The organism is Paraflavisolibacter caeni (assembly GCF_025628885.1).
GTDB classification, from domain to species: domain Bacteria; phylum Bacteroidota; class Bacteroidia; order Chitinophagales; family Chitinophagaceae; genus Flavisolibacter; species Flavisolibacter caeni.
Map to the genome: position 1 here is coordinate 55,596 of NZ_JAOTIF010000022.1, position 17,144 is coordinate 72,739.

The 17,144-nt window shown below is 44.4% G+C and carries 16 protein-coding genes; 3 read left to right on the top strand and 13 right to left on the bottom strand.

Translation table 11 applies throughout. The annotated features are described in order from the left end of the window. Nucleotides 1–20 precede the first annotated feature (20 nt). Complete coding sequence (locus OCK74_RS21150) at nucleotides 21–917, bottom strand: DMT family transporter (protein WP_279299081.1); 897 nt, start codon at nucleotides 915–917, stop codon at nucleotides 21–23. Between the two features lie 33 nt (nucleotides 918–950). Next, nucleotides 951–2,276: a D-alanyl-D-alanine carboxypeptidase gene (locus OCK74_RS21155; RefSeq protein ID WP_279299082.1), complete on the bottom strand. Its 1,326-nt coding sequence runs from the start codon at nucleotides 2,274–2,276 to the stop codon at nucleotides 951–953. Nucleotides 2,277–2,413: 137 nt separating this feature from the next. Between OCK74_RS21155 and OCK74_RS21160 the strand changes: the two genes are divergently transcribed. Together OCK74_RS21160 and OCK74_RS21165 are read left to right on the top strand one after the other, a co-directional pair. After that, complete coding sequence (locus tag OCK74_RS21160; RefSeq protein ID WP_279299083.1) at nucleotides 2,414–4,444, top strand: M13 family metallopeptidase; 2,031 nt, start codon at nucleotides 2,414–2,416, stop codon at nucleotides 4,442–4,444. Nucleotides 4,445–4,607: 163 nt separating this feature from the next. Then, nucleotides 4,608–5,162, top strand: coding sequence for a dihydrofolate reductase family protein (locus OCK74_RS21165; protein WP_279299084.1), 555 nt, complete (start codon nucleotides 4,608–4,610; stop codon nucleotides 5,160–5,162). Between the two features lie 135 nt (nucleotides 5,163–5,297). On the opposite strand, the gene OCK74_RS21170 is transcribed toward OCK74_RS21165, so the two are convergent. The 4 genes from OCK74_RS21170 to OCK74_RS21185 all read right to left on the bottom strand — a co-directional run bounded on the left by OCK74_RS21170 (nucleotide 5,298) and on the right by OCK74_RS21185 (nucleotide 9,393). Further along, nucleotides 5,298–6,428, bottom strand: a complete 1,131-nt coding sequence (locus tag OCK74_RS21170) for an arginase family protein (protein ID WP_279299085.1) — start codon at nucleotides 6,426–6,428, stop codon at nucleotides 5,298–5,300. A 38-nt stretch (nucleotides 6,429–6,466) separates the two neighbouring features. Next, nucleotides 6,467–7,888, bottom strand: coding sequence for an NADP-dependent phosphogluconate dehydrogenase (gene gndA, locus OCK74_RS21175; RefSeq protein WP_279299086.1), 1,422 nt, complete (start codon nucleotides 7,886–7,888; stop codon nucleotides 6,467–6,469). A 57-nt stretch (nucleotides 7,889–7,945) separates the two neighbouring features. Then, nucleotides 7,946–8,428 carry a c-type cytochrome gene (locus OCK74_RS21180; RefSeq protein ID WP_279299087.1) on the bottom strand — a complete coding sequence of 161 codons (483 nt, stop codon included), beginning with the start codon at nucleotides 8,426–8,428 and terminating at the stop codon, nucleotides 7,946–7,948. 362 nt (nucleotides 8,429–8,790) lie between these two features. Beyond that, nucleotides 8,791–9,393 carry a hypothetical protein gene (locus OCK74_RS21185; RefSeq protein ID WP_279299088.1) on the bottom strand — a complete coding sequence of 201 codons (603 nt, stop codon included), beginning with the start codon at nucleotides 9,391–9,393 and terminating at the stop codon, nucleotides 8,791–8,793. A 436-nt stretch (nucleotides 9,394–9,829) separates the two neighbouring features. On the opposite strand from OCK74_RS21185, the gene OCK74_RS21190 reads away from it, so the two are divergent. Beyond that, nucleotides 9,830–10,861: a 2-oxoacid:ferredoxin oxidoreductase subunit beta gene (locus OCK74_RS21190; protein WP_279299089.1), complete on the top strand. Its 1,032-nt coding sequence runs from the start codon at nucleotides 9,830–9,832 to the stop codon at nucleotides 10,859–10,861. Nucleotides 10,862–10,901: 40 nt separating this feature from the next. Here the strand turns inward: OCK74_RS21190 and OCK74_RS21195 are convergent, their stop codons facing one another. From OCK74_RS21195 to OCK74_RS21225, 7 genes are all read right to left on the bottom strand, one after another. Beyond that, a complete protein-coding gene (locus tag OCK74_RS21195) occupies nucleotides 10,902–12,428 on the bottom strand; it encodes an FAD-dependent oxidoreductase (protein WP_279299090.1) in 1,527 nt (508 codons plus the stop codon). A 48-nt stretch (nucleotides 12,429–12,476) separates the two neighbouring features. Then, nucleotides 12,477–12,800 (bottom strand): hypothetical protein, encoded by a 324-nt coding sequence (locus OCK74_RS21200; protein WP_279299091.1) that lies wholly within the window; start codon nucleotides 12,798–12,800, stop codon nucleotides 12,477–12,479. A 33-nt stretch (nucleotides 12,801–12,833) separates the two neighbouring features. Beyond that, entirely contained in the window at nucleotides 12,834–13,604 is a 771-nt protein-coding gene (locus OCK74_RS21205; protein ID WP_279299092.1) for a TIGR02757 family protein, read from the bottom strand. A gap of 18 nt (nucleotides 13,605–13,622) precedes the next feature. Next, entirely contained in the window at nucleotides 13,623–14,345 is a 723-nt protein-coding gene (locus tag OCK74_RS21210; protein WP_279299093.1) for a hypothetical protein, read from the bottom strand. 142 nt (nucleotides 14,346–14,487) lie between these two features. After that, nucleotides 14,488–15,399: an alpha/beta fold hydrolase gene (locus OCK74_RS21215; RefSeq protein WP_279299094.1), complete on the bottom strand. Its 912-nt coding sequence runs from the start codon at nucleotides 15,397–15,399 to the stop codon at nucleotides 14,488–14,490. Between the two features lie 124 nt (nucleotides 15,400–15,523). Continuing rightward, nucleotides 15,524–16,498: a deoxyhypusine synthase family protein gene (locus OCK74_RS21220; protein ID WP_279299095.1), complete on the bottom strand. Its 975-nt coding sequence runs from the start codon at nucleotides 16,496–16,498 to the stop codon at nucleotides 15,524–15,526. 95 nt (nucleotides 16,499–16,593) lie between these two features. Continuing rightward, complete coding sequence (locus OCK74_RS21225) at nucleotides 16,594–17,031, bottom strand: hypothetical protein (RefSeq protein WP_279299096.1); 438 nt, start codon at nucleotides 17,029–17,031, stop codon at nucleotides 16,594–16,596. Between the last annotated feature and the right edge of the window lie 113 nt (nucleotides 17,032–17,144).

Below are 17,144 nucleotides of genomic sequence, written 5' to 3' on the forward strand. Positions count from 1 at the left end.
TCAAAATGACGGATCTTTCGTCATTTTGATCGGTTTACCAAATAAACCCCATAAAGCGTTACCAACACGCCTGCTACAATGATGAACGTCAGCTTTTCTTCAAACAACAACCAGCCCAGCACTACGGCTACCACCGGGTTGATGTATGCATACAGGGAAACCTGCTCTACAGGCAGGTTTTGAAGACAATAGATGTAAGCAACAAAGGTGATGATTGAGCTGAAAACAGTAAGAAAAGCAATGGCTGCCCATGATTGCCAGGGTATGGCGGCCAGGGTCACGGCATTACCAGTTGCATGCGATACGGAGAAAAGCGTTACTCCGGATATCAACATTTGCAATCCCAGGCTAAAGTAGGGATTAAAGGTTGCCGCATGCTTTTTAGTATACAAGGTGCCAAAAGCCCACGTCCAGGTAGACACAATGGATATAAAGATCCCAAACCGGAAATAAGGATTCAGCAGGTCGTGCAGGTGTTCTGTAAAGATCACACAAACGCCGGCAAACCCAATTGTCAGCCCAATAATGGCTTTAGGTTTGAGCTTCGATTTGTTGGCGAACAAACCTATGATCAGCAGCCATAAAGGAAAAATGGCCCCAATAATAGCGCCCAGACCTGCAGAGATATATTTTACACCCCAGGTGGACAAGCCATTGCTCAACATGAAGTTCAATACGCTCAATACCAGGATATTTTTCCATTCCTGCCCTTTGGGCCAGGCAGTCCTGCGGGTAAGAAAAAATACAATAAAACACATCCCACCCAGGAACTGGCGTAAACCCGCCATTTGAAGTGCAGGCATATGCCGTACAGCTTCCTTCGAAGCGATCCAGGTGGTGCCCCAGAAAAAGCAAACCACAGCCAGCGCAAATAATGCCCTGGTCCGCTGACTATGATCTACAGCAATATTTTTCATGAAAGGAAAAGAGCATTTGAATTGGAGTTTGAACTATAATTTTTTGCGCAGCAAAAGTATAAATCTTTCAACCGCTCGTCTCACTTCTGTTGATGATGCCTGGTGATTGTTTACCAAAATAGAAAATATCAATAACTTGTTTTTACGGGTATATACATAGCCGCTAAGCGCCACAATTCCTGAAAGCGTCCCCGTCTTGGCATAAACAAAGCTGCTGTCAGAAGTGAAATAATTTTTCAGCGACCCCTCATTGCCTGTAGGAAATATTTCTTTAACGCGCTCCATCCCAAACTCCCTTTGTATTTTATCCAGAATGAACACAAAATCCTGCGGAGTAAACAGGTTATACCGGCTCAGGCCGGAACCATCCACCCACCTCGGCTTTTGTGGCAGATCCTTGAAATCAGTCTTCAACAGCGTATCAATGATCCGCTCATCATTCATCACTCCCAGCACCTCATTGCTCTCCATCAACAGCGACTGCTCGGCAAAGAAGTTGTCACTGCGGTGCATCATGGGTTTGAGCAGGGAGTCCGTGGGTTGAGAGTGAAGTCTTCTTTTGGGGCGTAATGAATCAACGTAATTAGGAAAAACTCTGTCACTCTTTAATGTATCGTTGAGCAACCTGGCTTCCAGGCCTAATGCTGATCCAAACCAGGCAGAAGACTGATATGGCACTTCACTATAAGTCTTGGTACTGTCAGCATCATCAATGATACTAAACTCATTGTCTGTAAAGCTCCTTTTGATAATGAATCCTTTGGTTTTATGAAAGGTGGCATTATGAAGGCTTTCACCCTTGAAATTGACCAAAGATGGTGTGATCTTAAGCTTTCCGTTATTCTGTTCAAACCTTACTAAGTTGTCATACATAGGAAAAACGCTGCGGGAAGGCATGAAAGGGTCTGCATAATCGTCCCATGACCATCCCTTGCCGTAAGTCTTGAATGCCACAACCGGGGGATGTAGATAGATCTTTTTATGATCCTGCTTCAGGTAATTGTACAGCGGATGTTTTGAAAAAGTAGTCGATAAAAAAGTAGGATCTCCATTTGCGTATACATGTATTACGGAATCGTTTTCATTGATGAAGGCTCCTGTCAGGCTATCCCCTAGGTACTTCATTGCCGCATAGCAGGTAGCGATCTTTACATTGCTGGCTGGAACAAAATATTTCTCATCCTGGTAATGATACAAATACTTCTTTTCTTCAGGACTGTAAACCGAAATCCCTGTATGCGCCGTAGTCAGAGCCTTGTTGTGAATAACCATTTCCTTTGCAGATCGATCTACCCACCGTGCAGGCCCGCAACTGCAAACTATAGCTGCAAGTATTAAAAGTATAGAATATTGTTTCATTTAAAATAAGGTTCTCAGGACCGCAAATATCCACAAACAACCCTATTCGTCATTCCAAACGTTCTCACCGCTCATCCATCTTTAAACCTTTTTTCAGAAAGCCCCTGATAATTTTGCAGACTAAAAAATTATAACTCATGAGGAATTTCATAAAAGTTCTTACAATCGGCGTTTCTGCCGCTGCTATGATGGCTTTTACCCCGCCTGGCGGTAAAAAGCCTAAGTACATCGACAAAGCCAACATGGACGCAGCTGTAAAACCCGGTGAAAACTTCTATCTTTTTGCAAACGGGGGTTGGTTAAAAAATAACCCTGTACCATCATCCAAAACACGCTGGGGCTCCTTCGATATGCTGCGGGAGGAAAGCTCAAAGCGCATGCAGACCCTGTTGCAGGAAGCTTCAAAAAAAGCTGCTACCAACTCGCGCATGCAAAAGATAGGTGATTTTTATTTGAGTGGCATGGATACTGTGGCGATTGATCAACTAGGCTATGAACCCATTAAAATCGACCTGCAGCGGATTGACGCGATCCGGAATCTGGATGATCTTCTTCAAGAAATTGCATACGAAAAAATAAGTGGAACTGGCAGCCCCTTATTTGGTTTCTTTCTTGCACAGGACCGCAAAAATGTTACCCAATATATTCCGCAATTGACACAGGGGGGAACTTCTTTACCCGACCGTGATTATTACCTGAAGAACGACGCCCGTAGCACAGCTATCCGTAAAGCCTTTGTGGACCACTTGGAAAAAATGTTCCGGTTGATCGGTGAAAGCGAGGCTGATGCAATAGCCCATGCTGCTGTGGTCATGAGAATTGAGACTGCGCTTGCAAAAGCTCAAATGAGCCGCGTCGAGATGCGCGATCCTTATAAGACGTACAATAAATTTTCTGTAAAAGATTTTAGCGCTACCACTGCTTCAATTGATTGGAGTAAGATGTTGCAACAACTCAAGCTGAATGGCGCTGATAGCTTGGTAGTCACCAATCCTTCTTTCTTTAAGTCTGTTGACGTGCTCCTGTCCGCTGTTTCCTTGCAAGACTGGAAGACTTATTTGAAATGGGGGGTACTTGATGATGCTGCAGCTTATTTAAGTATGCCTTTTGTAAAACAGAACTTTGCTATGACCCAGGTGCTGACAGGGCAAAAAGAGATAACGCCCCGTTGGCAATTCGTTAGCGGCATCATCGATGGTCAATTGGGTGATCTTCTGGGCCAACTGTACGTTGATAAATACTTCAAACCTGAAGCCAAGACCCGCATGATGGACCTGGTAAATAACCTGCAGCAAACATTTTCTGATCGCATAAGGCAACTGGATTGGATGAGTGATGAAACCAAATCAAAGGCACTTGAAAAGTTATTTGCCTTCACAAAGAAGATTGGCTATCCCGACAAATGGAAAGATTACAACTCGATCTCAATTGATAAAAATGATTTCATGGGTAATATCCATCGTACCAGCCAATGGGCCTATGATGATATGATTGCACGCTTTGGTAAGCCGGTAGATAAAACCCGTTGGGGCATGACGCCTCCGACCATCAATGCATATTACAACTCTGTAAACAATGAAATTGCATTTCCTGCCGGCATCCTGCAGTTTCCCTTCTTCGATTTTGGTGCTGATGATGCCGTAAACTATGGTGGCATTGGAGCGGCAATCGGTCATGAAATGACACATGGTTTTGACGACAATGGTAGCCAGTATGCAGCAGATGGCAATCTGAAAAACTGGTGGACAAATGATGATGAAACAAAGTTCAAGGCTAAGGCTAACCTGGTGGTAGAGCAATACAATGCATTCACTGTATTAGATACGCTTCATGTAAATGGTAAGCTGACTTTGGGAGAAAACATTGCTGACTTGGGTGGTTTAAACATTGCCTACGAAGCATTTACCAAAACAAAACAATTCAAAGAAGGTAAATCAATAGATGGATTCACCCCGGCCCAACGCTTCTTCCTGAGTTGGGCACAGGTATGGCGCAGCAACACCCTGCCTGAAGCTCAAGCTCAATTGATCCTTACCGATTCGCACTCACCAGGTATGCACCGGGCCAATGGTCCTATCGTTAATATGGAAGCTTGGTACCAGGCCTTCAACATCCAGCCCGGCGACAAAATGTATAAGGCGCCAGAGCAAAGGATCAGGATTTGGTAATCAGCATAAGAATATTCAATAAGCACAAAGCCCTCGACTTGTAAAAGTCGAGGGCTTTGTGCTCAATTTGTCGCATTCACACCTCTAAATTGTCTTATTTACACCTTATGATACATACAATCAATCACTAGATTCGCAATTGAATCAACCATACAAAACGAAAATGAGAAAGCTATCTAGTTTTACTTTCATCACTCTTGATGGTTATTATAAAGGGCAGGACCAGGATATAAGCTGGCACAAGCATGGTGCAGAAGAAGGCGAGTTTTCTGCCAAAAGCCTTAAATCAGGAAACATCCTTTTGTTCGGACGCACCACCTACGAAATGATGGCAAGTTACTGGCCAACCCAAATGGCAATGGATTCTTTTCCGTTAGTAGCAGAAGGAATGAATAAAGCAGAGAAGATTGTTTTTTCCCGGACACTCCAAAAAGCCAATTGGGAGCATACAAGGATCATCAGTGAAAACATAATTGACGCGGTTCAAAAGTTAAAGCAGCAAGGGGCAAATGACATGACACTTTTAGGCAGCGGAAGTATTCTGAGACAACTTGCAGAAGCGGGCTTGATTGATGAATACCAGGTGATGATCGATCCTGTCGCAATAGGCAGCGGAACTCCAATTTTCCAAAACCTCAACCATCAAATCGATCTGAAACTAATCAATACCAGGACATTCAAAAGCGGAGTAATACTGCTGTCTTATCAACCTGCTTAGCAAAAACAGAAGATAAAATAAAAAGCCCTCAACTATTCTAAAGTTGAGGGCTTTTTATTAAATGAATATTATAAAGCCCAGGCTTTGCAGCGCTGCCCTCTCTGCCTAAGGCGGACCGGGGGCAGGGGGTAGTATTTACGGCCGCTCCTGCGCCCTCAACCACCTTTCCGGTATCTCATTATTACTCGCCAGTAAATAATCCTTATACGAGCACGCAATGATCTGCTTATCCGGCAACTGCATCCACCATCGTCCTGTCTTCTTACTCTGCAGGAATATCGTTTCTACCTCCGCAAAAGCCGTGTGATATTCATTAAAGTATTGACGTTCATCCGTCCTCGCTTCTTTCTTACTGCGACTCCTGCCATCCATCAGGTACCAGAGCATATGGCTGATCTGCTTAGCAGTCAGTTCATATTGATCCTTTTCCGGTTGAAAACCATAAATCCCAATTGTACTCATGTGTGTGCTCATGCCTGCATACTGCATCAGCGTACAAGCTTCTTCTCCATTCAACCCATTAGGGGTAAGCGAGTTAGCCGGGGCAAACGCATGGGCAATAGCCGCAATGTCAAATGAAAGCATATGCGAGTGACGCAGCACAGGCTCCATCTCCGAAATGTTTTCTTTTACAACACCTACGCGGAAGCAGTCAAACCGCAGTTTGTCCATGGTTTCCAGCATGCGCGGGTGTACCATATAACTTTGGAAGCCAATGTGGTTGTAATGATTCATGTAGTTGGGTTCGCTCGTCAGTATTTCCAACAGGAATTTATCGCTACGGAGAGGCGAATCCATATTAATGTCGATCTGGGCATCGATACCGGCTGCATCGATCAGCAATTTCTTATCAGCAAAAGCCTGGTATTGCGCCATCGTAAGATCGTGCGATCCTCCCAGTACCACAACCATTTTCCCTGCATCCATCAATTCCTGTAGCACCATCTTCAGGGCCGCATAGGTATCTGATATGCTCTTCCCGGTACGCACATTCCCAATATCCGCCAGCTTGATATCGTTATGCCAGTGATACAGTTTGTAAAACTCGCTGCGGATCGCATCAGCAGCCGTACTCTCCGAAAAATTTCCGCTACCCCTTTGATCTTTGCAGCCCACAAACACAATATCAGCCTCTTCAAGATCAGGAAGTCCCTCTTCATAAATTTCAATGGATTTGCCAATCTGCTTTTCCGAATAACCCATATCATTCGAAATCACATGCTTATTAATCGGCTCCAAAAAATCAGTTAATGTATCGTATGACATAACCGCAAATGTAATGGTGGAACGACGAATAATCCGAATCATTCATCATTCTCAACGTTCCATTCCGTATGAAACACGCCCTCCCTGTCAATACGTTGGTAGGTATGCGCCCCGAAGTAATCTCTTTGGGCCTGGATAAGGTTGGTTGACATGCGTTCACTAACGTAGGAATCAAAATATGCCAGGGCACTTCCCAAAGCAGAAAGTGGGATTTTCGCCTTAATAGCTTGTGCAATAACTTCCCGGATGCTTTCCTCCCGGTTTTTGAGCAGGTCGGCAATATCTTTATCCAGGAGGAGATTAGGTAATTGAGGCTCTTTTTCAAAAGCAGCGGTAAAGTTGCCCAGGAGGGCAGAGCGGATGATACAGCCAGCCTTCCAAACCTGTATCACTGATGGCAGCGGTATGTTCATCTTCAATTCCACCGATGCTTTTGCCAGCATGCTCAGGCCTTGTGCATATGCGATGGCAAAGCCAAACGCTAGCGTATTTTCCAGCGCGGTAACCAGCTCATTCGTAAACTCAATTTTACCGGTAGCTGAACCGTAAACCTTTGCTGCTTTCACCCTTTGTTCTTTGTAAACAGACAGGTTTCTTGCTGCCACAGCAGCATCAATAGAAGGAATGGCCACAGGCAAGTCCAGGGCTTCCTGCGAAGTCCATTTCCCGGTACCTTTTGAACCTGCCTGGTCAAGGATCATATCGACCAGGAAATGATTCGTTTCCGCATCTTTGGTTTTAAATACATCAGCGCTAATGTGGATGAGGAAGGATTGCAGCTGTCCTTCGTTCCAATGCTGAAAAATATGGTGCAACTGCTCATTGCTGATGCCGGCTCCGCGGTGAAGCACATCATACACTTCGCTGATCATCTGCATCATAGCATATTCGATGCCGTTATGCACCATTTTTACATAATGTCCCGCAGCCCCGTGACCCATATAGGCTACGCATGGCGTATCACCTGCTTTGGCAGCAACAGACTCCAGAATCGGCTTCAGGTACTGGTAAGCTTCTTGATCGCCACCCGGCATCATGCTGGGGCCAAGCCTGGCCCCAAGCTCGCCACCGGAAATGCCCATTCCAAAAAAATGGATGCCTTTATCTTGCAGTCTATGGACACGCTCCAGTGTGTCCCTGTAAAAAGAATTGCCACCATCAATCACAATATCACCTTCTTCAAGGTAGGGAAGCAGGCTCTCGATCACCGCGTCTACAGCTTTGCCAGCCGGTACAAGCATCATCATTTTGCGTGGTTTTTTCAGCGAAAGCACCATCTCGGCCATGGTACCTACCCCCTTGACCACAGTATCAGGATTGGCTGCGGCCTCCAACGCTTGGCACCGTTCCTGTTTCAGGTCAAAGCCAATGGCTGCAAAACCATGATCTGCCATATTCAGCAATAAATTACTACCCATCACCCCAAGCCCAATCATTCCAAAGTCGAAATTCGCTTCCATATGTGTTGTGTTAAAAGGTGAAAATGTGATCTGGTGATTCTGCCCGCTCCCTTATGATTAATTCTGCGGCATTACTGGTGCTGGTGTAGGAGGGGGCGGTGAAGCTGCTTGTGTTTTTTGCCCATTACCCTGTCCTTGAGGTCCTTTGGCAGGCCACTTGCCTGGGTGCGCTTTACCATTGTGACAGGTATAGCAGGTCATTTCCAGGTCAGCCTCCAGGCTTTTAATATTTTTAACATCAAAGTATTTCTGGTTGATCTTCTTGGTCATACGCATCATATCGCGGGCGACCCCTTTATTTTCATTTGCATCTGATGCAAAGTCCATGCTCTTCTGGGCCTCATTGTAAACATGGCAGTAGTTACATTTTACGCCCAACGATCCTGTAAAATGGTGCATCACGCTATCCATCTGTTGTTTGTTGATGTTCTTTGGCAGCACCTTCAGGTTCTTATAGCGAGGTTCATCGGCCTTTGTGAAGGCAAACGAAAGAGCGATCATCCCAGCAAATGCACTAACAATTAAAGCAGTTTTCTTCATCGAGGTTTTTTAAGAGGTGAATATATTAAAAATGTCGCTTTGACTGTTTCTGTTGAGGTAATTATTTGTATAGAACAAAACGCCCCGCACTCCTATACTGCATGAATGAGCATTTGTTGTTACCATTTACCTTGCTTTCTTTCGTAGATATACAATAGGTCGTATTCAACTGAAGGTTCAACCATTTCAGCGACATGAAAGATGGCAACTGTTCCATTCCTAATAAAAACTGGTTGACTATAATGGAAATACTTGTTGGCAAAGTTTCGCTTTATGTTTTGTTGTTGCCCAATTTGCATGAGCCCATCCGTATTGCTCGACTGAAAATAACAAAAACGCCCTACTTCCTTCCACACCCTCTGCTAAATCCGCAATACTTCTAAACCAGCCAACTCCTTTCCAACAACATCAACCACCTCAAGCCCCACAGCCTCTTCTTTCTTCCATACCACCTTCCAGGCTCCCACCTGCCCCCAACCCTTCAGCCTACCAGTATCCCCCATGAACCATTCCCCCTTCACCACTTTCACATCAGCTATTTCCCTTCTGCCTGTGCTCATCATCCCCCTCACTGCCAGCTGCTTCCTCAGCCACTGCTTGTCCCCCTGCATCCTCATGTACAACCGGATGGCAGCCTGGTAGACATGCTTCCGCTTCTTCCTGGGCAGGGTCTTTCGGAAGGCCTCCTTCCTTTCCGCATCCGAGAGGATCCACTGGGCATAGACCACCGCCTCCTTAAACAAATCCCTCCTTACCCGCTGCTTTTCAGAGGCTACTATGCCACTCATGTCCGGGTACTTGGTGATCACGATCCTTTTTTTCCACTTCTTTTTCTTGTTCCCCCTATAGTGCTTCACCACAAAGCACTTCCCAATACTGCCTCGGATGATGCCCAGCAGCAGCCGGGACATCACCTTGCCATCCACCACCAAGCGGGTCCTGTTGTCAATGTAAAGCTGTTTCATCTTTTTCATTTACTCCCTAAAGCTAGGGCTGCCCATCTACACCTCCAACCCCTCTGGCCGTTTTGGCAGCAAATGGCAGGAAATGACCGCTTTTGTCCGCCCCAACTCCAGCTTCCGAGTAGGGATCCTTCGTACCTCAAGTATACCTGAAGCATACCATCAGTATACCTAGAGTAGGGCAAGGGTATGCCTCCTTCGTTCCTGAACCTCAAAAAAGCATCTTTCTTCCCCTTACCTCTTCTCCCTATAAAACCCCGACTCCTCTATCCCTTTATTCGACATTTTTCATTCGAATCATTCGTCATTCTAATCCCTCCTCCCCAAACCCAAATTCAGACTTAACAAATTCTGCTGGATAACAATGCTTACCTTTGCAGACTCAAAAGTCCTGTCAGGCTCTATGCCTGGTAGGTCTTTCTGTCAAATCTTAGTAATAATGGAAACAACAACTGCAACTAATATAACCCTTACACCCAAAGATTTTGCCACTGACCAGGAGGTACGCTGGTGCCCTGGCTGCGGTGACTACTCTATCCTGGCCCAGGTGCAAAAGGTAATGCCTACCCTGGGCATACCCCGTGAGAACATTGCGATCATTTCAGGTATTGGTTGCTCTTCCCGCTTCCCGTACTACATGAACACCTATGGCATGCACTCGATCCACGGTAGGGCTACAGCAATTGCCAGCGGTTTAAAGGCTGCCCGCCCCGATCTGAGCGTTTGGATCGTTACTGGTGACGGTGACGGCCTGAGCATCGGTGGTAACCACATGATCCACTTGTTGCGCCGCAACTTCGACGTCAACGTATTGCTCTTCAATAACCAGATCTACGGCTTAACGAAAGGTCAATATTCGCCTACTTCGGAGGAAAGCAAGGTTACAAAATCTTCCCCTATGGGCTCCATCGACCATCCGTTCAATCCATTGGCTCTGGCCCTGGGTGCTGATGCCACTTTCGTTGCCCGTAGTATGGACCGTGATCCCAAGCACTTGCAGGCAATGTTGTTAAGAACACATGAACACAGGGGTGCTTCTTTCCTTGAGATCTATCAAAACTGTAACATCTTCAATGATGGTGCTTTTGAGATCTTTACCGAAAAGTCTTCCAAAGCAGATGAAACCATCTTCCTGGAACAGGGACAACCGCTGATCTTTGGTGCCAACCGAGATAAAGGTATCCGCCTGGATGGCTTCAAGCCACAGGTTGTAAACCTGAACGAGGGCTTTAGTGCCGACGACTTGTGGGTACATGACGAAGCTGATATTTATAAGGCTCAGATCCTGACCCGCATATTCGAAGATCCAAAGAGTGAGCACCACCTGCCTCGTCCGTTTGGTGTGTTCTACCAGGCAATCAGGCCTTGCTACGAGGACATGTTACAACAGCAAATTTCCATTGCCAAAGAAAAGAAAGCCGCCGACCTCGACAAGCTGCTAAAGGGCAATGAGGTGTGGGAAATTGCTTAAGTGCATTCAAGATAAAAGAAGAATAGAGGCCCAGAGGCCTCTATTCTTCTTTTATAATATCGACCTGCTCCAGCCCCCTCCTGGCCGGGCCCGTCAATAGCTCCCCTTCCGCTGAAAACCGTGAACCATGACAAGGGCAGTCCCAGCTTTTCTCAGCACTGTTCCAGCCAACCATACATTTAGCATGCGGACAAACGGGATTGACTGCATATAGTTTCCCCTTTTCATCTTTATACAAGGCAATTGAATCTCCATCGTACTTTACCACCCTGGCTTCACCAGGTGCCAGGTCGGCGATCTCCTGTATATCGCTTTGACCAAAGCGCTTTCCAAAAAACTGGACTACTACATCGGCAGCTTCCTTTACAAAGTTGGTAAAGCCTGCCACCGGCTTCACACGGCCCGGGGCAAACAGGTGGCCATAAGGGCTGGTACCGTCTACTATCAAATCTGTTAGTGTAATAGCTGCGATATGACTATAGGTAATTCCATTACCACCAAAGCCTGTAGCGACAAAGACGTTCTCCGGATTACCAGGTAGGTGGCCAATATAGGCCAGCCCATCACTAGGCTCAAAATATTGCGATGACCACCTGAAGGCAATCTTGTCTATATTGTAATATTTGCGCAGATAACTTTCCAGCCTCATGAAACAAGCTTCTGTATTGCTCTCGTGTGCTGTCTTATGATCTTCTCCTCCTGCAATCAAATAACGAACACCATCTACTTCCTGGGTGCGGTAATAATGGTATGGATCGTACATATCATAAGCAAGTCCATTGGGGTAATTGCCATCTTTCAAGGTAACTGCCATTGCATAACTCCGGTAAGGCGCACAACGGAAGTGGAGCAGGTTCACACCAGGTGGAATATGGGTGGCATAAATTAAATTTCTTGTTTTCAGTTGCCCACGGTTGGTGTCAATGTCCAATACTTCCTTGCCATCTACATTTTCTACCAGGCATTCTTGCATGATAACGCCACCTGCCGCCTCGAAAGCTTTTGCCAAAGCATAAACATAACGGGAGGGATGTATCTGTGCCTGTCCGCTATACACAATCGCGCTCTCAAATTCTATTGGCACTGGTATTTGATCTGTATATGCTACTGCAACCCCGGCTTGCTGTGAGGCTTCAAAGATCTTTTGTAAATGTTCGGTTTGCTTTTCATTTGTTGAATACAAAAAACCATCCTTTTCCTCGTAGCCGCAATCAATGTTATACTCTCTAATGTGCTGTTTGAAAAGGTCCAGTGCTTGCCTGGTTGCGCGGCCAACCAGTTGGGTACCATGTTCCCCAAAGTCGCTCCTGATCTTATCATAGTTAGCATCAAGGAAAGTGTTCAGATGAGCTGTAGTGCCACCGGTAGTACCAAAACACAAATTATGTGCTTCTGCAACCAGGCATGACTTGCCTGCCTTTTGCAGCAGCAATGCTGTGGTAATACCGGTTATGCCACCTCCAGCAATTACTACATCGTAAGTTTTGTTTGCGTCATATGAATTGGTGGGTTGATAATCTGGCTGGTTGTTTTGCCAGAGGCTCGTACAGGCGCCATCTCTTTTCATAAAAGCAATTTTAAAGAGTAGTAAAAATTTAATGCCGGGCGTACCGCATTATTCCCACCTGTCTTCCTCTGGAATATCAGAGTTGCTTTTAGAAAACATCTTCTTGTAATATTCTTTTTGCTCCTGCCGCTCTATGAGTAAGTTGGCAATAAGGATACCTGCATCTGCCTGTGGGCAATCGAGAAGCATTTTTTTTAACTTGTTCTCATCAACATCAACACGGTATAATATGCGTATGAGTCTTTCAAAATCATGAACAATCAGGTCGTTAATCACCAATGCTAGCTGCTGTAAGTTTTCTTCCTTATTTGTAGCAGGTAACACAGCATTCTGCAACAGTGCAATCATTTTTTCTTCATTAGAAATACTCATGTTGATTGTTTATTATTGACAAGCAAAGCTACCCTAATATTTTTCGATGACGCCTAGTCCAAACAATGCAAAGTCATATTTCGTTGGGTCGTCCTTGTCTAGCTTTCTAAGGTTTGCTGTTAACTCTAATGCCGCCAGCCAGTCCGTTTGAGGTCTTGTTAATAACTGAAAACGCTTTGCTACACGTGCTACATGCAAATCCACAGGGCAAACCAGTTGGTCTGGAGCGATCTGTTTCCAGATGCCAAAGTCAACACCACAATTGTCCTGGCGAACCATCCACCTAAGGTACATATTCAACCGCTTGCAGGCAGAATTCTTAAAAGGTGCAGCTATATGTTTCTGTGTGCGTACTGGTGCATCTGGCAGGCTGAAGAAATAGCGGTGAAAACCATTCAATGCATTTTCAATAGTAACATCGGTAGGAGTCATCCATTGGGAAAATGCAGTTTCAAGCGAGTCATGTTGCGAGTAATGATAGTGCAGAAATTCTACAAAATATAACAGGTCTGTATCATTAAAAGTTCGGTGTTTGAATCCCATTAAACTTTTCAATCCTTCTTCATCCAGGTGTAGGCAGAATTCATAGGGGCTATTGTCCATCCGCTGCATCAGTTCCTTACACTTTCCGATGATCATCTTACGGTTACCCCAGGCGAATATTGCAGCAAAGAAACCTGCAATCTCAATGTCTTGCTTTCTGCTATACAAGTGAGGGATAGAAATGGGATCGGCTTCAATAAATGCCTCCGTATTATACGCTTCCGCTTTCTTATTCAGGAAATCTGCCAGTTGGTTATTCACTCGCCAAAACTAATAAACCTAAACGGGTTGCAATACACTAACCTTCTGTTTCCGTAAATACTCAAAAAGATAAGGATAGTGATCTGCTCCCGTAATCACAACGATTGTTTGACCAGCATACCTGTTCACCAGTTCGCTTAATCGTTCCTGCATCTTCTGGTTGCGTAGGTCATAAAACTTTGGCAGTTCTTCATAATCGCTGTTTTGCAATTGTAAGTTCAGGCAGTTGTAATACTCTTTGATGAATATGGATTCGTTACTTTGAAGGATACCTTTCAGAGAACTACTTTGTAGTGTTTTCATCCTTTCGTTTGTATAAACATCGCAGGCTTTTAGTTTCCTTGTGTAAATGCTGTCGGCATTCAGTTTCCTTTGCAATGCCTTGATTTGCGATTGGTTTTCCCAATAACGATCAGGGATTGTTTTCCCTTCCAAATCAGCGCCCAACCAGTCAAATCCTTCTATGGTAGTTTTAGGGAACCAATACCGCATCATCCACATTTCATAAGGATAATTTTTCTTCAGGTAACTTGTATCAGAAGCAACATCTTCTCTTCTCATTTCCACCGCAATGACATCAGGCTTAATCTTTTGAACAATAGCTTTCAAATGATCATAAGTGTATTGTTGATTGGTTTTATGAAGATTATGCAATGCCGGTATCAAATAAACCTTCTGTGAAAAAGCTGTTGCCAGCACGATGCTGGCAACAATTAATAAAATTGACTTTTTATAATTCATCGTAGACTGCTAATTATTTATTGCTTATGCTTATTCGTCGTTCCCTTCTGCAGGTATTGCACTGCCGGTTATTGCAAAACTAATGGGTTGTCCTGTGCTTTCTCTATCCAATCCCCATCGAAAAATTGACAAGTAGGTTTCCTCATAGCTTTCCTGAAAATTCAATGATCTTTTCTGCAAACCATTGCGGCTCTTCCTGGAATGGTGCATGTCCTCCAATGTAGTGCACTACTGTTTGTTTTGGAAAATGAAAACTTTGATAGTGTTCAGGCCCGATTGCAAAATCATGATCGCCTGTCATCACCAATACAGGACACTTGATCCGGGATGTTAAAGGAGTAAAATCTTTAAAGTAATCTTGCACACCCCAGACTTTATTACCAAACTCCCAATTGAAGTCTTTTATAGAGAGTGTTACTGAATCACTATACTTTTTTTCATACGCATTACGGAACATCAATTTGTACCAAAGATTTTGTTCTGTAAGTTTTTGATGCACCATACCTACCCGCTCCATCAATGGTTTAGCAGTGTCTCTGTATACTGCCTGATCTTTTAAATCCAATATTTTCAACCCATTGTTGATGTGACTCATCATGGAGAGTGGCATGTTCAAAGTACAATTAATTAACATCAGAGAGGTAATTGATTGCGGATACTGTTGGGCATAGTTTGTCACCAGGATCCCTGCAAAGGAATGTCCCATTACTGCCCATTTCTGATAATGAAGAGCTGTTCTTAATTCTTCTATATCTTTTAGCATTCTGGCCAGTGAATAATCCCCATCTTTAGCCGAGCCAGAGCGTCCGCTGCCTCTTTGGTCGAAGTAGACCATCTTCATTTTCTCTTCGATCATCTGTGCTCCCGGCATTACTTCGTAGTAATAACTGGTTGAACCGGGGCCCCCGTGAACAAACACGCATGGCTTGCCTTGTCCGGCTATTCGTACAAAAAGACGCGTACTATCAGAAGTAGTAAAGTAAAAAGTAGAATCCTGTGCAAAAGAAATAATCGTTAAAGCTATGGTTAAAGAGAGCAAAACAAACTTTTTCATGTACCCTGTATTTGTTTAGTGTACATCCTATGACTACGACTCAAATGAACATGTTACAGGGAAAAATAAAAAAGCCCCGCAGGATTGCTCCCACGAGGCTCGTTCATATAATTGATTAATTTTCTTACCAACCCAACAACCATGCAAACACTAGTGGCGCTACAATTGTAGCATCACTTTCGATGATATACTTAGGCGTATGGATGTCCAGTTTACCCCAGGTGATCTTTTCATTTGGGTGTGCTCCGGAGTAAGAACCATAAGAAGTAGTTGAATCAGATATCTGGCAAAAATAGCTCCAGAAAGGAATTTCATGCATTTCCAGGTCCTGGTACATCATGGGCACCACGCAAATTGGGAAATCGCCGGCAATGCCACCACCGAGCTGGAAGAAGCCAATGCCTTTACCAGCGCTGTTGTCTTTATAGTAGTTGGCTAGCCACACCATATATTCAATACCGCTCTTCATGGTGCTTGCCTTCAGTTCTCCTTTGTATACATACGATGCAAAGATGTTACCCATGGTGCTGTCTTCCCACCCACCTACAACAATTGGCAGGTTCTTCTCTGCTGCAGCAATCATCCAGCTATCTTTCTCATCAATCTGGTAGTGTTCTTTCATGACACCACTCAGTAACAATTTGTACATGTATTCATGAGGGAAATAGCGCTCACCTTTTTCGTCAGCCTCTTTCCAGATTTGATGTATGTGTTTTTGGATTCTGCGGAAGGCCTCTTCTTCAGGAATACAGGTGTCTGTCACGCGGTTCAGGCCACGCTCCAGTAAATCCCACTCCTGTTCTGGTGTCAGGTCTCTCCAGTTGGGAATACGTTCGTAGTGGTTGTGCGCCACCAGGTTCATGATATCTTCTTCAAGGTTGGCGCCTGTACACGAAATAATCTGCACTTTATCCTGGCGGATCATCTCTGCAAGAGATATACCTAACTCTGCAGTGCTCATGGCTCCAGCCAATGTGATCATCATTTTACCACCTTCCAGCAAATGTTTTTCATAGCCTTTTGCTGCATCCACCAAAGCCGCTGCATTAAAATGGCGGTAATGGTGCTCTATAAATTGTGAAACCGGACCTTTACTCATATCTTAAAAAATTGAGCAGCAAAAATAATGAGAGTTTGGAGTTGTCCGGTAGTAATATCCGCTTATAAATGTTTATTTAACTCCAAACTCAGGCATTATTTGCTTTCCTTTTGCTGTACACTCCACCCGGCATGGCTATACGACTTTAAAACAACTTTCGTATCTGAATTCTCAAGTGTTACATAATAGTCCGTACCATTAACGCCTGATTCTTCATACAGATTCGAGATCCAGTAGTTGACATATTTGTTCTTGATCTCAGCCTGTAGTAAAAGGGGGAGTTGGAAAGAACTGATGTTGCGGACAACAAATAATAATGTACCCTGCTTGTCGTAGTAAGCTGTAATTTGTTGCGCAGCTAAATAGAATTGAACTTTATACCTGTCTTCAGAAACAGACCAGTTGGCTTCTGTTGCATCTTTGAATGTGCGGTGAAAAGACTTGATGACCGCTGGGTTGATGTCGTCTGTGGCAAAACTATTGTTTGCAAATAATGAAGAAATAACTGTAAGAATGATGAACAAGGATTTCATAAACTTAAATATTTAGTGGTTTTGGATGAATGCCATTTGTTGTTCTGACGATTCAAAGGTAGATTGAGTTACAGGCGGGTTCAATCGAATTATGACATATGGTTCCTTGTGTT

Coding starts and splice junctions, on each gene's coding strand:
- OCK74_RS21225 (WP_279299096.1), bottom strand. CDS start 17,031: ATGAAATCCTTGTTCATCATTCTTACAGTTATTTCTTCATTATTTGCA.
- OCK74_RS21190 (WP_279299089.1), top strand. CDS start 9,830: ATGGAAACAACAACTGCAACTAATATAACCCTTACACCCAAAGATTTT.
- OCK74_RS21165 (WP_279299084.1), top strand. CDS start 4,608: ATGAGAAAGCTATCTAGTTTTACTTTCATCACTCTTGATGGTTATTAT.
- OCK74_RS21195 (WP_279299090.1), bottom strand. CDS start 12,428: ATGAAAAGAGATGGCGCCTGTACGAGCCTCTGGCAAAACAACCAGCCA.
- OCK74_RS21200 (WP_279299091.1), bottom strand. CDS start 12,800: ATGAGTATTTCTAATGAAGAAAAAATGATTGCACTGTTGCAGAATGCT.
- OCK74_RS21170 (WP_279299085.1), bottom strand. CDS start 6,428: ATGTCATACGATACATTAACTGATTTTTTGGAGCCGATTAATAAGCAT.
- gndA (WP_279299086.1), bottom strand. CDS start 7,888: ATGGAAGCGAATTTCGACTTTGGAATGATTGGGCTTGGGGTGATGGGT.
- OCK74_RS21215 (WP_279299094.1), bottom strand. CDS start 15,399: ATGAAAAAGTTTGTTTTGCTCTCTTTAACCATAGCTTTAACGATTATT.
- OCK74_RS21185 (WP_279299088.1), bottom strand. CDS start 9,393: ATGAAACAGCTTTACATTGACAACAGGACCCGCTTGGTGGTGGATGGC.
- OCK74_RS21155 (WP_279299082.1), bottom strand. CDS start 2,276: ATGAAACAATATTCTATACTTTTAATACTTGCAGCTATAGTTTGCAGT.
- OCK74_RS21210 (WP_279299093.1), bottom strand. CDS start 14,345: ATGAATTATAAAAAGTCAATTTTATTAATTGTTGCCAGCATCGTGCTG.
- OCK74_RS21160 (WP_279299083.1), top strand. CDS start 2,414: ATGAGGAATTTCATAAAAGTTCTTACAATCGGCGTTTCTGCCGCTGCT.
- OCK74_RS21150 (WP_279299081.1), bottom strand. CDS start 917: ATGAAAAATATTGCTGTAGATCATAGTCAGCGGACCAGGGCATTATTT.
- OCK74_RS21220 (WP_279299095.1), bottom strand. CDS start 16,498: ATGAGTAAAGGTCCGGTTTCACAATTTATAGAGCACCATTACCGCCAT.
- OCK74_RS21180 (WP_279299087.1), bottom strand. CDS start 8,428: ATGAAGAAAACTGCTTTAATTGTTAGTGCATTTGCTGGGATGATCGCT.